Annotated in this window: 14 protein-coding genes; 5 read left to right on the top strand and 9 right to left on the bottom strand. The window is 71.3% G+C overall.

What is annotated here, in order from left to right; genetic code table 11:
• Positions 1-344 precede the first annotated feature (344 nt).
• Positions 345-824 carry a hypothetical protein gene (locus WMF17_RS43515; protein ID WP_437646790.1) on the top strand — a complete coding sequence of 160 codons (480 nt, stop codon included), beginning with the start codon at positions 345-347 and terminating at the stop codon, positions 822-824.
• Positions 825-908: 84 nt separating this feature from the next.
• A complete protein-coding gene (locus WMF17_RS43510) occupies positions 909-1,388 on the top strand; it encodes a hemerythrin domain-containing protein (protein ID WP_437599447.1) in 480 nt (159 codons plus the stop codon).
• A gap of 148 nt (positions 1,389-1,536) precedes the next feature.
• Here the strand turns inward: WMF17_RS43510 and WMF17_RS43505 are convergent, their stop codons facing one another.
• From WMF17_RS43505 to WMF17_RS43490, 4 genes are all read right to left on the bottom strand, one after another.
• Positions 1,537-1,821, bottom strand: a complete 285-nt coding sequence (locus WMF17_RS43505) for a hypothetical protein (RefSeq protein ID WP_437646788.1) — start codon at positions 1,819-1,821, stop codon at positions 1,537-1,539.
• Positions 1,822-1,837: 16 nt separating this feature from the next.
• The gene (locus WMF17_RS43500; RefSeq protein ID WP_437599445.1) at positions 1,838-2,056 is read right to left on the bottom strand and encodes a hypothetical protein; all 219 of its coding nucleotides are present in this window, start codon (positions 2,054-2,056) and stop codon (positions 1,838-1,840) included.
• A gap of 48 nt (positions 2,057-2,104) precedes the next feature.
• Positions 2,105-2,659, bottom strand: a complete 555-nt coding sequence (locus WMF17_RS43495; protein WP_437599444.1) for a hypothetical protein — start codon at positions 2,657-2,659, stop codon at positions 2,105-2,107.
• Between the two features lie 251 nt (positions 2,660-2,910).
• Positions 2,911-3,075, bottom strand: a complete 165-nt coding sequence (locus WMF17_RS43490; RefSeq protein WP_437646786.1) for a DUF1328 domain-containing protein — start codon at positions 3,073-3,075, stop codon at positions 2,911-2,913.
• A 550-nt stretch (positions 3,076-3,625) separates the two neighbouring features.
• Here WMF17_RS43490 and WMF17_RS43485 point away from each other — a divergent pair.
• The 3 genes from WMF17_RS43485 (at position 3,626) to WMF17_RS43475 (ending at position 8,800) form a co-directional block, all read left to right on the top strand.
• Positions 3,626-6,472, top strand: coding sequence for a hybrid sensor histidine kinase/response regulator (locus tag WMF17_RS43485; protein WP_437646784.1), 2,847 nt, complete (start codon positions 3,626-3,628; stop codon positions 6,470-6,472).
• A gap of 277 nt (positions 6,473-6,749) precedes the next feature.
• Positions 6,750-7,166, top strand: a complete 417-nt coding sequence (locus WMF17_RS43480; protein ID WP_437599442.1) for a response regulator — start codon at positions 6,750-6,752, stop codon at positions 7,164-7,166.
• Complete coding sequence (locus WMF17_RS43475) at positions 7,163-8,800, top strand: ATP-binding protein (protein WP_437599441.1); 1,638 nt, start codon at positions 7,163-7,165, stop codon at positions 8,798-8,800. Before WMF17_RS43480 ends, WMF17_RS43475 begins: the two co-directional genes overlap by 4 nt.
• 40 nt (positions 8,801-8,840) lie before the next feature.
• On the opposite strand, the gene WMF17_RS43470 is transcribed toward WMF17_RS43475, so the two are convergent.
• The 5 genes from WMF17_RS43470 to WMF17_RS43450 all read right to left on the bottom strand — a co-directional run bounded on the left by WMF17_RS43470 (position 8,841) and on the right by WMF17_RS43450 (position 16,675).
• Entirely contained in the window at positions 8,841-12,068 is a 3,228-nt protein-coding gene (locus tag WMF17_RS43470; RefSeq protein ID WP_437646782.1) for an efflux RND transporter permease subunit, read from the bottom strand.
• A 16-nt stretch (positions 12,069-12,084) separates the two neighbouring features.
• Positions 12,085-13,614, bottom strand: coding sequence for an efflux RND transporter periplasmic adaptor subunit (locus WMF17_RS43465; protein ID WP_437646780.1), 1,530 nt, complete (start codon positions 13,612-13,614; stop codon positions 12,085-12,087).
• The gene (locus WMF17_RS43460; RefSeq protein ID WP_437599438.1) at positions 13,611-14,873 is read right to left on the bottom strand and encodes a TolC family protein; all 1,263 of its coding nucleotides are present in this window, start codon (positions 14,871-14,873) and stop codon (positions 13,611-13,613) included. The genes WMF17_RS43465 and WMF17_RS43460 overlap by 4 nt, the downstream gene beginning before the upstream one ends.
• A 164-nt stretch (positions 14,874-15,037) precedes the next feature.
• A complete protein-coding gene (locus WMF17_RS43455; protein WP_437646778.1) occupies positions 15,038-15,427 on the bottom strand; it encodes a hypothetical protein in 390 nt (129 codons plus the stop codon).
• Positions 15,428-15,838: 411 nt separating this feature from the next.
• The gene (locus WMF17_RS43450) at positions 15,839-16,675 is read right to left on the bottom strand and encodes a hypothetical protein (protein WP_437646776.1); all 837 of its coding nucleotides are present in this window, start codon (positions 16,673-16,675) and stop codon (positions 15,839-15,841) included.
• Between the last annotated feature and the right edge of the window lie 123 nt (positions 16,676-16,798).

Here is a 16,798-nt window from a genome sequence, read left to right as displayed (position 1 = left end):
CGAGCTCGGGCGCACGCGCGCAGGGCGGCGCAGGACCGCTGTCGGGCGACGCGGGGAAGGGGCGTTCGCGGAGAAAATGGAATTCGCGGTCTTCCCTGCGACGGACACCCGCGCGCCGAGCGAGATGGGGCGATAAGCCCCTATTTTGCCATCGGTCACGCGCCGGCGCCGCGTGCCAGCGTTGGCCTGAGCACCTCGACTGCCCTGGTTCTGTCAATCTGTCAACTCCGTCCGAGTTGCCGGTGAGAGGCGAAATTCCACATCGACAGGTCACATCTGGCGCCCCAGACATGCGCGCATCCAGAATATGCCCAATCGGCACGAGGGTTGCTTGAGGGGGTCTCATGAAGAACAAGAGGGGGCGAAGGGTCGAGCGCCGAGAAGAGACCTGCCTGCTGGTTGCTGAGTCCGGCGCGCCCTGGACCGAATGCGCCGCCTGGCTGAGCACCCAGACGCGCGACGTCGAGACGGTGGTCCAGCTGCCCAACGAGCCCCCCTCGACGTTTCAATCGCGGTTGCAAGAGAAGCTCCGGCGCCTCGGCGCGGTGAGCACGGCTGTGTTCGTCGCGGGTTCGACCGCGAACAAGCTCACGGTCCGGTCCTCGCTCATGCGCGCCGTTCTCGGCGGGCTCCCCGGCGTCAGGCGCGTTGTCCTCTGCCCCGGCTCGGACGCGCAGGCCCCTGCGGTTCACGAGCTCGCGGGCCTGTCGCTGACGATGCGCGAGCTGCTCGGCGGCAGCGGCGCCGTCACCTTCTCGCTCGAGGGCCCCCGCGGCGAGCCGCTGCGCGGCCTCGCGCACCTGGCGGCCCGCGCCGCGGCCTGAGCCGGTCGCAGCGCGAGGACAACAAGGTCCCTGTTTCGCCTCGATAAACAACAATACCACGTCCGGTATCCGGGAGGAGAATGCATGAAAGCGACACAGCTCTTGAAGGGGCAGCACCGCGAAGCCGAGAGGCTATTCGATCTGGCGATCTCGGGCATCGGCGATGTCGGGCGGGTGACGGACGAGCTCACGAAGCACCTGCTCGCGCACATGCTCGCCGAGCAGGTGGTGCTCTTCCCGGAGCTGCTCGCGATCGAGCCGGAGCTCGTCGGCGCGGCCTGCGAGGAGCACACGGTCGCGCGGTTCGAGATCCGGCGCGTCGTCAACACGGCGCCGGAGGACCCGAGCTTCAAGGCCAAGCTCGCCAACCTGAGGGAGCTCGTCCTGCGCCACATCGACGAGGAGGAGCGGGAGCTCTTGCCGTGGATCGAGGCGGAGCTGAGCGAGGAGACGAACGAGCGGCTCGGCCAGCAGATGCTGGAGCTGTTTGACGCGCTCATCGCCCACTCCCGCCGCGCCCACGGCTCGAGCCACGCCGCCCAGCGCACCGCGACCGCGGCCTGACGCCTGACGGCGCGCCCCTTCGCCGAGCCTCCTCTCCCATCCTTCAATCCAACGCTCCGCGGGCAGGTCCCGCGCCCGGCGGCGCGCCCCCGGGCCGGGCAGCCCGGGGTCATCGTGGTTTGCAGGGGTCAGCGGGAGGCCGGTGGGCTCACGGGGTGGTCGCCGGCGCGTCGCCGGGGCCAGTCGGGCCGCCGTGCGCGGGCCCGTACCCGTGGGACTCGCCGTAGCCGAGATCCTCGGGGACCATGGTGTCCGCCGGGCTCGACGGGACAGGCGAGGCGGCGCTCCGCGCGTCGTCCGAGGCGAGCTCGTAGACGCCACGCTCGAGCTCCGTCTCGTCGAGGGCCGAGCCGCAGGCCCGGCAGGGAATGGCCGCCGTCGACACGAAGATGTACCGGCGGCCACAGGAGTTGCAGCGGAGCTCGCGGATCATCGCTGGCTCGCCGGGATCAGCTGGGTCGACCGCGCCGCGTCGCCTCCTGGGCTTCGCGCAGCTCGTCGCCTTCGGGACCATCCAGCGCCTGGGCGGCCTCCTCCGCGTGCTCCTCGATCTTGCCGCCCTTCACCGACCTCTCCACGCCTTCCCGGTAACGCCGATCGGCCGTGGGGTTGCCCTCGCCTTCGATGTCCGCCGGCTGGTTCTGCTGAGATGCCTTCTGGTTATCCATCGTGTCCTCCTCGTGTTGAGCTTGCTGGGTCAGGCCTGCGGGGTGCGATCAGACGCGCCGCTTCGCCTCCTGGATCGCGCGATCGAGCTCCTGCACGCGCTGGTCGACGCCCTTCTTCACCTGATCGAGGTTCGTGCTCGTGGCGGCGTCGAGGTCGCGCAGGCTCCTGCGGACGGCCTCCGACTTGTCCTGGAGCTCCCTCACCATCGTGTCGACGTCGTCCTTGGACAGCTTCTTCTCGGCCCTGGCGCGAAGCTCGGAGACGTCCTTCTCCAGGTCCTCGATCTTGCGCGTCGTGGACGCGCGCACGTCCTCCCGCGCCTTCAGGAGCTCCGCCTGCGCGTCCACGGTCTTCTCCCGGGCCTCCAGGGCAGCGTTGTTGAGCTTCTCCGCGGCCTCCCGGAGCGCGTTGTCGGTCTCCCGCCCGGCCCGCTGGTCGATCTCGGCGACCTTCTTGTCGAGGTCGACGGCGACCTCCGCCGCCTTCTGCTCCGCCTCGCGCTGCGCGCGCTCGGCCTTGGCTTGCGCGTCTGAGGGGGACTCGCAGCCCGCGAAGACGCTCATGACGATGGCGATAGGAAGGAATGTACGGACGGTCAGCATGATGATCTCCTCCGGTCTGCCGCTCTGGCCCGACCTTGCGCCCGGGCAACAGCCCGGCACGACATCACGACATGAAAAGCCCCATCGAAGCTGCCCGGGATCGATCTCCCGGCGCCCTGATGGGTCTCGCCAGGGCCTGTTGCGACCGGCGTGCCACGCAGAACCGCGGAGATCGCCCGCCCCCGGCGAGACATATCGCCCCGATCGTGCGCTCCGGGCGCGCGCAGGCCGACATCGATGACACAGGGGCGTCAGGTCGGGGCGCGGCGGCCGAGCGCGAGGGAGACGACCGCCAGGACGAGAAAGATCACGAAGAGCAGCTTCGCCACCGACGCGGCGCTCGCGGCGATGCCGCCGAAACCGAAGATGGCTGCGATGATCGCGACGATGAAGAACGCAACACTCCAATTGAGCATGATAACCTCCAGATCGGGTGAGTTGATGTTCCAGGGTCTCGAACCAGCGGTGTTGCAGCCGCCGTGCCGCGATGTCTCATGTCGACCAACGCGTCGTTCAAGACGGCGGATCCCCCCGACGCCCCACAGCCCGCTTCAGGCGCCGTCGCGCGGCCGGAGCGGACGGAGGAGCTGCGGCATATTGCCTCGTTCGTGACAGCGCGCGCCGCACATCACCGCGAACACCGGCCGTCCGAGCTCGGCACAGCGCTTGCTCGCGCCTTGGCTTGTGCGCGTGCGTGGAAAATCGGGCTCGGCTCAACACCCGTGTCGAGGCCGACCTCGACGGAGGACCGCGGGCGGCTGTCCCATGAAGGCGGCGGTCGCCTGCCCGTCGCCGCGCGGGCTGCGCTGGCGGGGCGCCTTGTGGCGCTCGGCCAGCTCGCCGAATATGTCGTGCTCGCTGACGCCACCCGCGTCCCAGGTCACCCAGGGCCGCTCCCCGCTGGTCGCCCGGGCCCCTGACGGCGATGTCTGCCGGGATGGGCCCCACGCCGCGAACGACCCGACCATGACGATCCCGCTCTCCACGCTCATCAGGACCCGCCGCGAGGCCATCATCGAGCGGTTCGTCGGCGAGCTGCGCAGGCGAAGCTCGGCGGTGCGCGACATGCCGAAGCCCCTGATCATCAACTCGCTACCGAGCTTCCTCGACGAGGTGGCCGCCAGCCTGGAGATGGGGGCGTCCACCAGCGGCAGCGACGAGGCCGCGCGCGAGCACGGGGAGATGCGCTGGGAGAACGGGTTCAACCTGAACGTGATGGTCCGCGAATATGGCGTTCTCCGGCGATCCATCCTCCGCGAGCTCCAGGAGGCGGGGATCACGCCGAGCCTGAGCGAGGTCGAGGCGCTCTCCGAGCGCGTGGATGCGGGGATCGCCCAGGCGGTCAGCGAGCACACCCGGCTCCAGCTGGCGGCGCTCGAGACCGAGCGCAAGCGCACCGAGCTCGAGCGGGGCAGGAGCGGCTCGCTGCTCGCCCAGGCGCCCGCGCCGATCTGTCTCCTCAAGGGCGCCGATCTCGTGTTCGAGCTCGCGAACCCGCTCTTCTGCCAGATGGTCGGCCGCGACGATCTGCTCGGCAAGCCGCTCGTCGAGGCGGTCCCGGAGCTCCGCGGGCAGGCGCTGCACGCGCAGCTCGAGGCCGTCATGGCGAGCGGCTCGCCGAGCGTGGCGAGCGAGATCCCGCTGCGGCTCATGCACTGGACCGGCGAGGTGGTGGAGCGGCTGTACAACGTCCTGTGCAATCCGGTCCACGACGTGAGCGGCGCCGTGGAGGGCGTCGTGGCGACGGCGTTCGAGGTGACCGAGCAGATCGCCGCGCGCCGCAAGGCGGAGCGCCTCGCGCTCGAGCTCCAGCAGAGCGTGACCCAGCGCCTGCGCGCGGAGCAGGCGCTCCGCGTGAACGAGGAGCGCTTCCGCAAGGCGCTCCGGGGGTCGCCGGTCATGGTGTTCAACCAGGACCGGGACCTCCGCTACACGTGGATGCACAACTCGTTCGGCAAGTCGGAGCGCGAGGTGCTCGGGAAGACCGACGCGGAGGTGCTGGAGGACCCGGACGCCGCGAGGGCGCTCGACCGGGCGAAGCGCGAGGTGCTGTCCAGCGGCGTCGGCCAGCGGCGCGAGATCGCCCTGCACGCCGGCGGGCGCACGCAGCACCTCGACATCTCGATCGAGCCGCTGACCGACGACGCGGGCGAGATCGTCGGCATCACCTGCACGGCGACCGACATCACGGAGCGGAAGTCGATCGAGCAGGCGCTGCGGGCGAGCGAGGCGAGGTTCCGCACGGTGAAGGAGGCGTCGCCCGACGGGTTCATGATCCTGCGCAGCGTGCGCGACGCGTCCGGCGCGATCTCCGATTTCGAGTGGGTCTACGTGAACCCCGCCACCGGGCCCATCGTCGGCGGCCGCGGCAAGGATCTCGAGGGCAAGCGAATGCTGGTGGAGATGACGGGCAGCTCGCTCGCGAGCGCCTTTGACACGTACGCGCACGTGGTGGAGACCGGGGAGGCTGCCCGGATCGAGCTCTTCTGCGCGCATGAAGGGGCGCCGCAGACGTTCCGCGCCATCGCCGTCGCCCTGGGCGACGGGGTGGGCGTCTCGTTCCACGACATCACCGAGCAGAAGCGCTCGGAGGCCGAGCGCGCCCAGCTCCTCGAGCAGGAGCAGAAGGCGCGCCAGCACGCCGAGCAGCTGAACAAGCTCAAGGACGAGTTCCTCGCGACGGTGTCGCACGAGCTCAGGACGCCGCTCCAGTCGATCCTGGGCTGGGCGCGGATCCTCCGGACGGGCGAGGTGGACACCGAGTCGCTCGAGCGGGGGCTCGCCACGATCGAGCGCAACGCGAAGGCGCAGTCGCAGCTCATCGAGGACGTCCTCGACGCCTCGACGATCATCGCGGGGAAGCTGCAGCTCCGCACCGACCCGGTCGACGTGCGGCAGGTGCTCGCCACGGCGCTCGATCTCGTGCGACCGGCGGCGCTGGCGAAGGGCGTCACGGTCAACGCCTGGGTCGTCGAGGACGTGGGCATCTTCCTCGGCGACGCCAATCGGCTCCAGCAGATCGTGTGGAACCTGCTCACGAACGCGGTGAAGTTCACGCCCTCGGGGGGGCAGGTGCGGGCCATTGCCCGGCGCGTCGACGCCATGCTCGAGGTCGAGGTGGAGGACAACGGCGAGGGGATCCCGACGAGCTTCCTGCCGTTCCTGTTCGAGCGGTTCCGTCAGGCGGACGGGGGGGTGACCCGGGCCCACGGCGGCCTGGGGCTCGGCCTGGCCATCGTGCGGCACCTGGCGGAGGCCCAGGGCGGCAGCGTGAGCGCGGCGAGCGACGGAGAGGGCAAGGGCGCGCGCTTCCGGGTGCAGCTGCCGATCCGCGCCGAGGCGCACGCGTCGCTGCCGTCCCCGCAGCACCGGGACAGCGACGCGCCGGGGGGCGCCGCGCGCCGCTTGCTCGAGGGCATCCGGGTGCTCGTGGTCGACGACGAGACCGACGCGCGCGAGCTGCTCGGCATCATCTTCGTGCGCGCCGGGGCCTCGGTGAGCGAGGCGGCCTCGGCCTGCGAGGCGCTCGAGGCGCTCCGCGCGGAGGAGTTCGACGTGCTCGTGAGCGACATCGGCATGCCGGGCGAGGACGGTTACGCGATGATGCGGCGGCTGCGCGCGCTGGGGGCCGAGGTCCCCGCGAGCGGCCTGCCGGCGCTCGCGCTCACCGCGTACACGCGCATGGAGGACCGCCGTCAGGCGATCGCCGCCGGCTTCCAGATGCACCTGGCCAAGCCCATCGAGCCGAGCAGCCTGGTGACGGCGGTAGCGCACCTCGTCGGCCGCGCGGGCCCCCGCGGCAGCTGGCCGTAGCGCCTCCCGGGGCGCGGCCCATGGCACGTGCGAGCGCGCCGTCCGGCGCGGGCGGCCGTCATGGGGCACCCGAGCCCACGCTATCTCCACTCGGCTCTTCCCGGCGCCGTAGGCCCACGTTAATGTCAGCCGCGCGAAGCAGGCCGGTTGCGGTTTCTCCGTCCCCCGGAAACGAGTGAGCCGGCCTCCAGCTCCGTCGCCATCACCCCGCGCACGTGCAGCGTTGCTCTCGTATGCTATCGACGGGCCAGCGCTTTGCCCCTCAACGAGGACGAGGATGGACGGTAAAATCCTGAATATTATCCTGGTAGAGGACGACACCGTCGACGTGATGAACGTGCGGAGAGCGTTCGAGAGGGGCAAGATCACGAACCCGCTCTGGGTCGCGGGCGACGGGGTGGAGGGGCTCGACCTGCTGCGCGGCACCCAGGTGCCCAGAGACCGGCGCCTCATCCTGCTCGACCTGAATATGCCCAGGATGAACGGCATCGAGTTTCTCCGGGAGCTCCGGTCCGACGCGGCGCTGAGGGCGACGCCTGTCGTCGTGCTGACCACCTCGAACGACGATCGCGACAAGGTGGACGCGTACGATCTGAACGTCGCCGGCTACCTGCTGAAGCCGGTGACTTTTCTGAGCTTTGTCGAGCTCATGACGGCGCTGAACCGGTACTGGACGCTCGTGGAGATGCCTTGAGCCATAGGTCGGTTCGTCTCCTCGTGGTCGACGACGACACGGTCGATCGGTTCGCGATCTTGCGCGCGCTGCGGATCGGCCGCGTCGACGCCGAGATCAGGGAGGCCGATTCCGTCGATTCGGCGCTCGCGGTGCTGTACGAGCAGCAGATCGACTGTGTGCTCCTCGATTTCTACCTGCCCGGGGGCGACGGGCTCACGGTGATCGAGGCGGCGCGCAAGGCGAAGCTCACGGCGCCGTTCATCATGCTGACCGGGCAGGGCGACGAGTCGCTGGCGGTCGATCTGATGAAGCGGGGGGCGGCGGACTACGTGCCGAAGAACCTGCTGACGCCCGAGCGGCTGGTGCAGAGCCTGCGCTACGTCCTCCGGCTGAACGAGGCGGAGCGCCGCGAGGACGAGGCGCGGCGGGCGCTCGCTCGCCACGCGAACCAGCTCGCGCAGCTCACCGAGGCGACGCTGCGCATCCACCGGTCGCTCTCGCTGAACGAGCTGATCCAGCGCACCACCGAGGAGGCGCGCGCGCTGCTCGACGCGAACGTGGCGGTCGCGCGGCTGGCCTCGCGGGGCGTGGAGCAGCGTCCTTTGACGGGCCTCTCGATGTCCGAGGAGTACGCCGCGCGGGAGGACCGCGACAGCATCCGCGAGACCGCGTGCGGCCTGATCGAGCGGAGGAGCGCGAGCGTCCGGCTGACGGGCGACGAGATCGCGGGCGATCCCACGTGCGCCGACGTGCTGTCGCGCGCGCCGGCGGAGCTCTACCCGCGCTCGCTCGTCGCGGCGCCGCTGCGCGGGCGGGACGGCCAGTGCATCGGGAGCCTCCAGCTGCTCGACCGGCGCGACGGGCCGTTCGTGGAGAGCGACGAGGTGCTGCTCACCCAGCTCGCGCAGTCGGCGTCCGTCGCCCTCGAGAACGCGCGGCTGTACAACGAGGCGCAGGCCGCGACGCGCGCCCGGGACGACCTGCTCGCGATCGTGTCGCACGACCTCCGGAACCCGCTCAACACGATCGCGATCACGGCGTCGCTGCTGCGGAGCGATCTGCTCCAGCGGAAGGACGGCGAGGAGGACGACGCCGTCCAGCTCGTCGACCGGATGGACCGCGGGATCCAGCGCATGACGCGGCTCATCGAGGATCTGCTCGACGCGTCGCGCATCGAGGCGGGGCGGCTCGTTGTGTCGCCGCGGGTGGAGCGGGGCGGGGCGCTCGTCCGCGAGGCGCTCGAGGCCGCCGCGTCGCTCGCCGAGGCGAAGGGCTGCCGGGTGACGCAGGGGCCGCTCGACGCGGGCCTGGAGGTCCTCGCCGACCGGGATCGGGTGCTGCAGGTCTTCTCGAACCTGCTCGGCAACGCGCTGAAGTTCACGCCGAAGGGCGGCGTGGTGAGCGTGTCGCTCTGCCGGGTCGGCGATCTCGCGCGCTTCTCCGTGGTCGACACGGGCCCGGGCATCCCGCCCGAGCATCAGCCGCACCTCTTCGATCGCTACTGGAAGGCCGCGCAGGAGTCGCGCACCGGCGCGGGGCTCGGCCTGTACATCGCGCGCGGCATCGTCGAGGCGCACCACGGGACCGTGGCGGTCGAGAGCACCCCGGGCCAGGGGACGACGATCCACTTCTCGCTGCCCCTGGCGAGCTGAGCGCCCGTCATCGCGTCGCGCCTCGATGCGCGCGGTCCTCTCATCCCGCCGAGCCCGTCCCCGCGTCCGCGGGCGCCCTCGGCGCTCCCTGTCGATGCGTCAGCCGGTAGAGGACCGGCAGGACGACCAGCGTGAGCGTGGTGGAGGAGAGGATCCCGCCGATGACGACCGTCGCCAGCGGGCGCTGCACCTCGGAGCCGGTGCCGGTGGCGAGCGCCATCGGGACGAAGCCGAGCGCCGCGACGAGCGCCGTCATGAGCACGGGGCGGAGCCGCGCGATCGAGCCGTGGAGCACGGCGTCGTCGAGCGCCTCGCCGCGCTGCCGCATGTTCTCGATGAACGTCACCATCACGAGCCCGTTCAGCACCGCGACCCCCGAGAGCGCGATGAAGCCCACGGCCGCCGAGATCGAGATCGGGAGCCCGCGGCCCCACAGCGCGAGGATGCCGCCGGTGAGCGCCAGCGGGACGCCGGTGAAGATCAGGGCGGCATTGCCGAGCGTCCCGACGGAGACGAAGAGCAGGCCGAAGATCAGCCCGAGCGCCAGCGGGACCACCACGGCCAGGCGCCGCTCGGCGGCGAGCAGGTTCTCGAACTGGCCGCCCCAGGACATCCAGTAGCCCGGCGGGAGCTTGATCTCGGCGTCGATCCGCTCCTCGGCGTCGGCGACGAAGCCGCCGAGGTCGCGGCCGCGCACGTTGCACTGGACGACGACGCGGCGCTTGCCGCTCTCCCGGCTGACCTGGTTGGGGCCCTCTTCCACGCGGAGGTTCGCCACCGCGCCGAGCGGCACGAACGCCGCCCGGTCGGGCGCCCGCGCCGCCGCGGCGAGGGTCGGACCGCTCGGGCCGGGCGCGTGCTCCTGCTTGCGCCGGAGCGGGATCGGGAGGCGCTCGAGCGCCCCGATGTCGCGGCGGATGACGTCAGGGAGCCGGAGCACGAGATCGAAGCGCTTGTCGCCCTCGAAGACCTCGCCGGCGCTCACGCCGCCGATCGCGGCCTCGACGACCGCCTGCACGTCGGCGACGTTGAGCCCGTAGCGCGCCGCCATGCGCCGATCCACGTCGATGGTCAGCACCGGCAAGCCCGTGACCTGCTCCACCTTGACGTCGGCCGCGCCCGGCGTCGCCCGCAGGAGGGCGCCGATCTTGCTCGCCTCTTTCAGCATCACCTCGAGGTCGTCGCCGAAGACCTTGATCGCGACGTCGCTCCGCACGCCGCTGATGAGCTCGTTGAACCGGAGCTCGATCGGCTGGCTGAACTCGTAGTTTTGCCCCGGCAGCTCCCGGATCACCTCCTCGATGGCCTCGGCGAGCTCCTCCTGCGTCGCCGCCTTCGTCCATCCGCTCCGGGGCCTCAGCATCAGGTAGGTGTCGGAGACGTTCGGGCCCATCGGATCGGTCGCGACCTCGGCCGTCCCGGTGCGGGCGAAGATGTGCTCGATCTCGTCCGGGAACCGCTCCTTGAGCAGGCGCTCGAGCTGCGCCTGCATCGCCACGCTCGTCGTGAGGCTGATCGAGGGGATGCGGGCCGGCTGGAGCGCGAGCGCGCCCTCGCTCAGCTTGGGCGCGAACTCGCGGCCGAGCCCCGCGGCGACCAGGCCGGAGGCGACGAGGACGACGCCTGCGGCGGCGACGACGAACGGCTTGTGGGAGAGCGCCCAGGCGAGCACCCGGCCGTAGGCGCGCTTCGCGTGGTGGAAGAGGAAGTTCTCCTGCTCCGACACCCTGCCCGTGAGGAGCAGCGCCACGAGCGCCGGGACGAACGTCATCGACAGGATCGTCGCCCCCGCGAGCGCCAGGACGACGGTCTGCGCCATGGGCCGGAACATCTTCCCCTCGATGCCCGTCAGCGTGAGGATGGGCAGGTAGACGATCGCGATGATGAGCTCACCGAAGATCGTCGCCTGGCGGACCTCCTGGGACGCGTCGTAGGCGAGGCCGAGCCGCTCGTCCCGGGTGAGCACGCGCCCGAGCCGGCGCTGCTCCTCGGCGAAGCGCCGCACGCAGTTCTCGACGATGATCACCGAGCCGTCGACGATGAGCCCGAAGTCGATGGCGCCGAGGCTCATCAGGTTGCCGCTGATCTTGCCCTCGACCATGCCTGTGACGGCGATCAGCATCGAGAACGGGATCGCCAGCGCGGCGATCAGCGCGGCCCGGAGGTTCCCGAGCAGGAGAAAGAGCACCACGACGACCAGCGCGGCCCCTTCGAGCAGGCTGTCTCGCACGGTGCTCAGGGTGGCGTCGACGAGGTAGGTGCGGTCGTAGATGGTCTTGACCGTCACGCCCTCGGGCAGGGACTTGTTGACCGCCTTCATCTGCTCGTCCACGCGCCTGGAGACGGCGCGGCCGTTCTCCCCGACGAGCATGATGGCCGTGCCGATGACCGCTTCCTCGCCGTCCTCGGTCGCCGCCCCCGTGCGCAGCTCCCGGCCGACGCCGACCTCGGCGACGTCCTCGATCCGGATCGGCACCTCGCCGTGGTCGCCGACGATGATGCCCCGGATGTCGTCCTCGCTCTGCACGAGGCCCGTGGCGCGGACGAGGTACTGCTCGCCCTTGTGCTCGATGTACCCGCCGCCCGCGTTGGCGTTGTTGGCCGCGAGCGCCTCGAGCACGTCGCGGAACGAGAGCCCGTAGCCGACGAGCTTCGCCGGGTCCGGCGAGACCTGGTAGAGCCGCTCATAGCCGCCGATCGAGTTGACCTCGGTGACCCCTGGCACGGTCCGGATCTGGGGCCGCACGATCCAGTCCTGGATCGTGCGTAGATCGGTCAGGTCGTACGGCTGCCCGTCGGGCCGCCGGGCGTCCGGCGCGGCCTCGAGCGTCCACATGTAGATCTCGCCGAGGCCGGTCGCGATCGGGCCGAGCTGCGGCTCGCCGAGCCCCGGCGGCAGGCTCTCCTTCGCGGCGCCGAGGCGCTCGGCCACGAGCTGCCTGGCCCAGTAGATGTCGGTGTCGTCCTCGAAGATCACCGTCACCTGGGAGAGCCCGTAGCGGGAGAGCGAGCGCACCTGCTGGACGCCCGGGATCCCGCCCATGGCCCACTCGATGGGGAAGGTGATCTGACGCTCGACCTCCACGGGGGAGAGCGCCTTCACCGAGGTGTTGATCTGCACCTGGACGTTGGTGATGTCCGGGACCGCGTCGATCGGCAGGCGCGTGAAGTTGTAGGCCCCGAGCGCGCCGACCGCGATCGTGAGGGCGACGACGAGGAAGCGATGGCGCACCGAGAGCGCAAGGAGCCGCGAGAGCAAGGTGAGCATGGGGCCGTCGCGCTCCTCAGTGCTGGTGGCCGGCTTCGGACTTGCCGAGCTCCGCCTTGAGAATGAAGCTGTTCTTGCCGGCGTAGCGCTCGCCGGCGGCGACCCCCGCCAGGATCTCGACGACCGGCGCGTCCTCGACGCTCGGGGCTCCGGGTCGCCTGTCGGCGCCCTTCGCCCCGGACCCCGGTTCGACGCTCGGGGCTCCGGGTCGCCCGTCGGCGCCCTTCGCCCCGGACCCCGGTTCGACGCTCGGGGCTCCGGGTCGCCTGTCGGCGCCCTTCGCCCCGGACCCCGGCGATCTCATGCCCCGGCGTCCGATCTTCACCGGGCGGACCTCGAAGCCGCCGTGCTGCTCGACGAAGGCGACCTCCCTGCCCTCGATCCGCTGGATCGCCTCGTCCGAGATGACGACCGGCGCGGCCACCTCCTCGACGGCGATGTCGGCGGTCGCGAAGAGCCCGGGGCGCCAGGCTGCGCCCGGGCTCTGGAGGATGACGCGGGCCACCGCGGAGCGGTTCTGCTCGTCGACGACCTGCCCCAGGTACGCCAGCGTGCCCTGCGCGGCTTGCTCGATCCCCTCGGCCTTGACCCAGGCCGTCTGGCCGACCTGCACGCGGCTGAGATCCTTGGCGTAGACGGTGACGTTGACCCAGATCGTGGACAGGTCGGCGATGACGAAGACCTGGGTGTCCTCCTTGAGGACCTCGCCGATGGCGATGTGCTTCTCGATGATGGTGCCGTCCATCGGGGCGACCAGCGCGTAGCCGGTGCCCCGGGTCGCGCCGGAGCCCGCGGTGGCGCTGAGCTTATGGGCGGCGCTCCGGTGCTCGATCCGCGCCTCGGCGACCGCCTGCTTGGCCGCCAGGTACTCCTTTTCGGCCGAGATCCGCTCTTTCCAGAGCGCCTCGTGGCGCGTGAAGCTCGTCTCGGCGAGGGAGAGGCGCTCCTTGGCCGCCAGGAGCTCGCGCTGGAGCTCGGCCAGCTCGCGGCTGTCGAGCACGGCGAGCACCTCTCCGCGCTTCACCGTGTCGCCGAGCTGCTTCTTCACCTCCCGCGCCGTCCCCGGCACCCGGGGCGTGACGTGCGCGATGGCCTCGGCGTTGAGCGCCACCTCGCCGGGCAGCGTGACCGTCACGGCGACCTTGCCCGGCCCGGCGGTGAGGATCTCCAGCCCGGCGTTCTGGATCATCGCGGGCGAGAGCTCGACCCTGCCGCTGCCGTGGGCGTGCACTTCCCCGGCCTCGTGCGCGGGCCCTTTGCCCTCGCCGTGGGCGTGGTCCTCGCCGTGGGCGTGGTCCTCGCCTTCGCCGTGGGCGTGGTCCTCGCCTTCGCCGTGGGCGTGGGCCTCGCCTTCGCCGTGGGCGTGGCCCTCGCCTTCGCCGTGGTGGTGCCCGTCCTCGTCTCCGTGGCCGGCCTCGTGCCCGTGGCGTCGATGCTCGATGAGCACCGTGAGGGCGACGGCCGCGACGACGAGCGCCAGCACCGCGGCAGCGATCACGGCGACCGCCTTCGGCGAGAGCTCGATCTTCCGCTGGGGAGCGCTCATCGGAGCGCCCTCCCCGCCGCGACAAGGAGCTCGATCTTGGCCGCCGCGTGGGCGTGCTCGGCTTCCAGCAGCGCCGCCTCGGTCTCGATGACCTCGCGGCGCACCAGGAGGACGCTCGCGAGATCCTTCTCGCCGAGCTCGTACCCTCGCGCCGAGATCGCGGCCGCCTGCTCCATGAGGGTGGCGGTCGGTGCGAGGGCCTGGAGGGCCTCCTTCGTCGCCCGGTAGCGCGCGTACAGCTGGTGAATCTGGCCCACGGCGCCGGCCCGCGCGGCGTCGGCGTGCGCCCGGGCGACATCGATCTCCGCGGCGGCCGTCGCGGCGCCGGCCCGGTTGGCGTTGAGGATCGGCAGCGGGACCGCGAGGCCGAGCATGCCGATGTTCGCGCCGTCGTCGTGCTCGACCTGGGCGATGACGCTGACGGTCGGCCACCTGGCCGAGCGCTCTCGCTCCGCCTTGGCGCGCGCGGCATCGAGCGACGCCTCGGCGGCGCCGACATCGGGGCGCCGCTCGACCTCGCCGAGGCTCGACGCGAGCGCCGGCGGTTCGCCGGGAGGCACGAGCGGCCCCTCCACCGGGAGGCGCTGCGCGCCCGGCGAGGTGAGGCCGAGCAGGGCGAGGAGCGCGGCCCTGTCGGCGTCCCGCGTGCCTTCCGCCGCCTTCGCCGCTGCGACGTCGCGTCCTTTCTGGAGCAGCGCCAGGGCGACGTCGACCTCCGGCACCTCGCCCGCCCTGCGCTGGCGCTCCGCCGCGGCGTGGAGCCGCTCTGCGAGGGCGACGCGCGCGCGGGCGAGCTGCACCTGCCGCTCGTCCCGGAGCACGAGGGCGTGCTGGAGCAGGGCGGCGAGCAGGACGCGGCGCCGGCCGTCCTCGGCGTGGATCTCGGCGGCGCGCTGCTCGGCCTTCGCCGCGGTGATGCGCCCGCCTCGTTGACCGCCGAGCTCGATCGGCCACTCGAGGGACGCTTCAGCGGCCGCCGGCTTGCTCCCGTCGGGGTTGAGCCGGACGCCGCCCATCCCCGTGAGCACGGGGTTCTCGAGCGAGAGCACGCCGGCCGCCGAGGTCGCGGCGCGGGAGACGCCGGCCTCGGCCGTGGCCACGCGCGCGCTCGGCGCTGCGCGGGCGAGGTCGGCGACGCGGGCGCGGGTGAGGGGCGGATCCGCGGCGCGCGCCGCCGCAGGCGCGAGCAGCAGGAGGAGCAGGAGGCAAAGGGCGATCGAGGAGGCGACGAACGGACGACGCACGCAGGGATGGAGCATGGACGGGCAGCCCTCGAGCGCGTGGAGCGCTCGCGCGAAGAACCGCGGTTGTGCCCGGTCAGGATCGCGCGAGGGGGCCGAGCGCGGGGCGGCGTGGCGCGAGGGCGCTCACGCACCCGAGCGCGGTTGCCGTGCTCGTGGATGCGATGCCTGACGCGGGCGCCTCAAGCGCGCGGGCGTCGGGGCGGCCGTTCGAGGCGGCAGGTGGGGCAGCGCCCAGGCATTTCGGGCGGCGTCGATGCGGCGATCTCGTACGCCTCGAGGAGGAGGTAGGGCAGCACCTCCTCCAGGGACAGCGTCATGGGGATGCGGCCACAAGCGCAGTCGTTGCAGCTGGGCGGACAGTCGTCGTGCGAGCTGTCCGGATGCCCGTCGTCCGCGTCATGGGCGGAGGACGACTCGAGCATCGGGTGCTCGCAAGCGATCGCCACGCCGAGCGCCTGGAGGGTATGTCCCTGAGCCAGGAGACCGACGACGAGGAACACCGAGAGCGCGGCGCAGATCCAGCGAAGGATCGCGCTGCGGTTACGGTGGGGTCGCCGGACGCGGAACATCCGCCACGAGGGTGGAGGAGGATGGGACGAGCGTCAAGGAGGGCCCGCGCCTCGCAGAACGAGGGGACCTAGCTACCGCCGGTCGGAGGGTAGGGGTCCGATTTGAACATGAAGGCGTGAAGGCAGGAAGCAGGAAGAAGAGACCAAGGATCTTCCTGCCTTCACGCCTTCATGTGAGCTCGCTCTGGGCCAACGTGACCATTGCCTGAGCGCGAACCGCATAACGAACCCCTGAAGGTCGGGATCAATCCGGACTGGCCCCCTTCGCGCGGGCCAACTTACAGGCCGTTCAAGGCGAGTCCATCGCGTATCGATGAGGATCGGGCAGAACACATCCCATCTCGGGACGCCGTCCTCGGTGCATTGGGTGAAGGAACGCGGCGCGGGGCGGGACGGCGGGCTACGGCCGCTTCAGATCGGGCTTACAAGAGGCAGCGGCGCGTCGGCCTTCTTCTTCGCCCGGCGCGCAGACTCGGCCCGGCGCCGCCGCCCATAGGCGCTGGTCACCTCGCGCACGATGTCCGGCCGGTCCCGGAACACGAACCGCGCCGCCGCGCGCACCGTCGCCATCCGCGCGTTCAGGAGCCCGATCACCTTGTTGCGGAGGACGAGCGCCTCGCGCGCCTTTTCGCCGAGCCCAGCGCTCTGGGTGGGGTGCGCCCGGAGCCCGGCCGCGAGTTCCTTGGCCTCGTCGAGCATGGCCACGTCGAACCCGCCGAGGCCGTCCATCGCCTCGCGGTGGGGCGCTGCGAGGGCGGCATAGTCGTCCAGGGCCAGCGCGAGCGCGTCGGCGGTGGCGGGGTCGCCCGCGTGGGCCTGTCCGAGCCTGGTGAGCCTCGCGTCGTTCGCGTCCTCGACGCCATCGTCGAACAGCCACTCGAGCGTCGCGGTGATCTCGTCGAGGACGACCTGCCCGCGCTCGAAGGGGCTCGCCTTCTTCGGGTCCACGGCGAGCAGGTAACGCGTGCCCGCCTCCACGGCAGCGCGCTGGAGCGAGAGGATCTCCTCGCCGGTCTTCGCGGTCAGGGCGTTCCCGTTCTTCTTCTTGCTCGCCGCCATCTCGAGGCCGCGGCGCACCACCTTCCCGTCCTTCACCTCCGGCTTCCAGTAGCTCTTGTGGAACCTCGCGACGTCGACCGCTTCACCGAACAGCACATGAAGGGGCACGGAGAGGGAGAGCTCGTTGGTATCCGGAGAGGCGAGCGCCTCGTTCATCCACAGGTCCAGATCGGTCTTCGCTTTGGGCATCGGAATCTCCTGATGTGCCGAGGGATTGTTCTTGGGGAGAGTGCCTCTCCCCAAGCCTTCCTGGCTAACAGGCGGAAGCGACGAGCGGCAAGAGCGCTCGACCGGAAACGCCGAGGAGAGCAA

This window comes from Sorangium sp. So ce362 (assembly GCF_051519845.1).
Classification (GTDB): Bacteria; Myxococcota_A; Polyangia; order Polyangiales; family Polyangiaceae; genus Sorangium.
The sequence above is the reverse complement of the archived record's forward strand: the minus strand, read 5'-3'. Positions and strand labels throughout refer to the sequence as shown.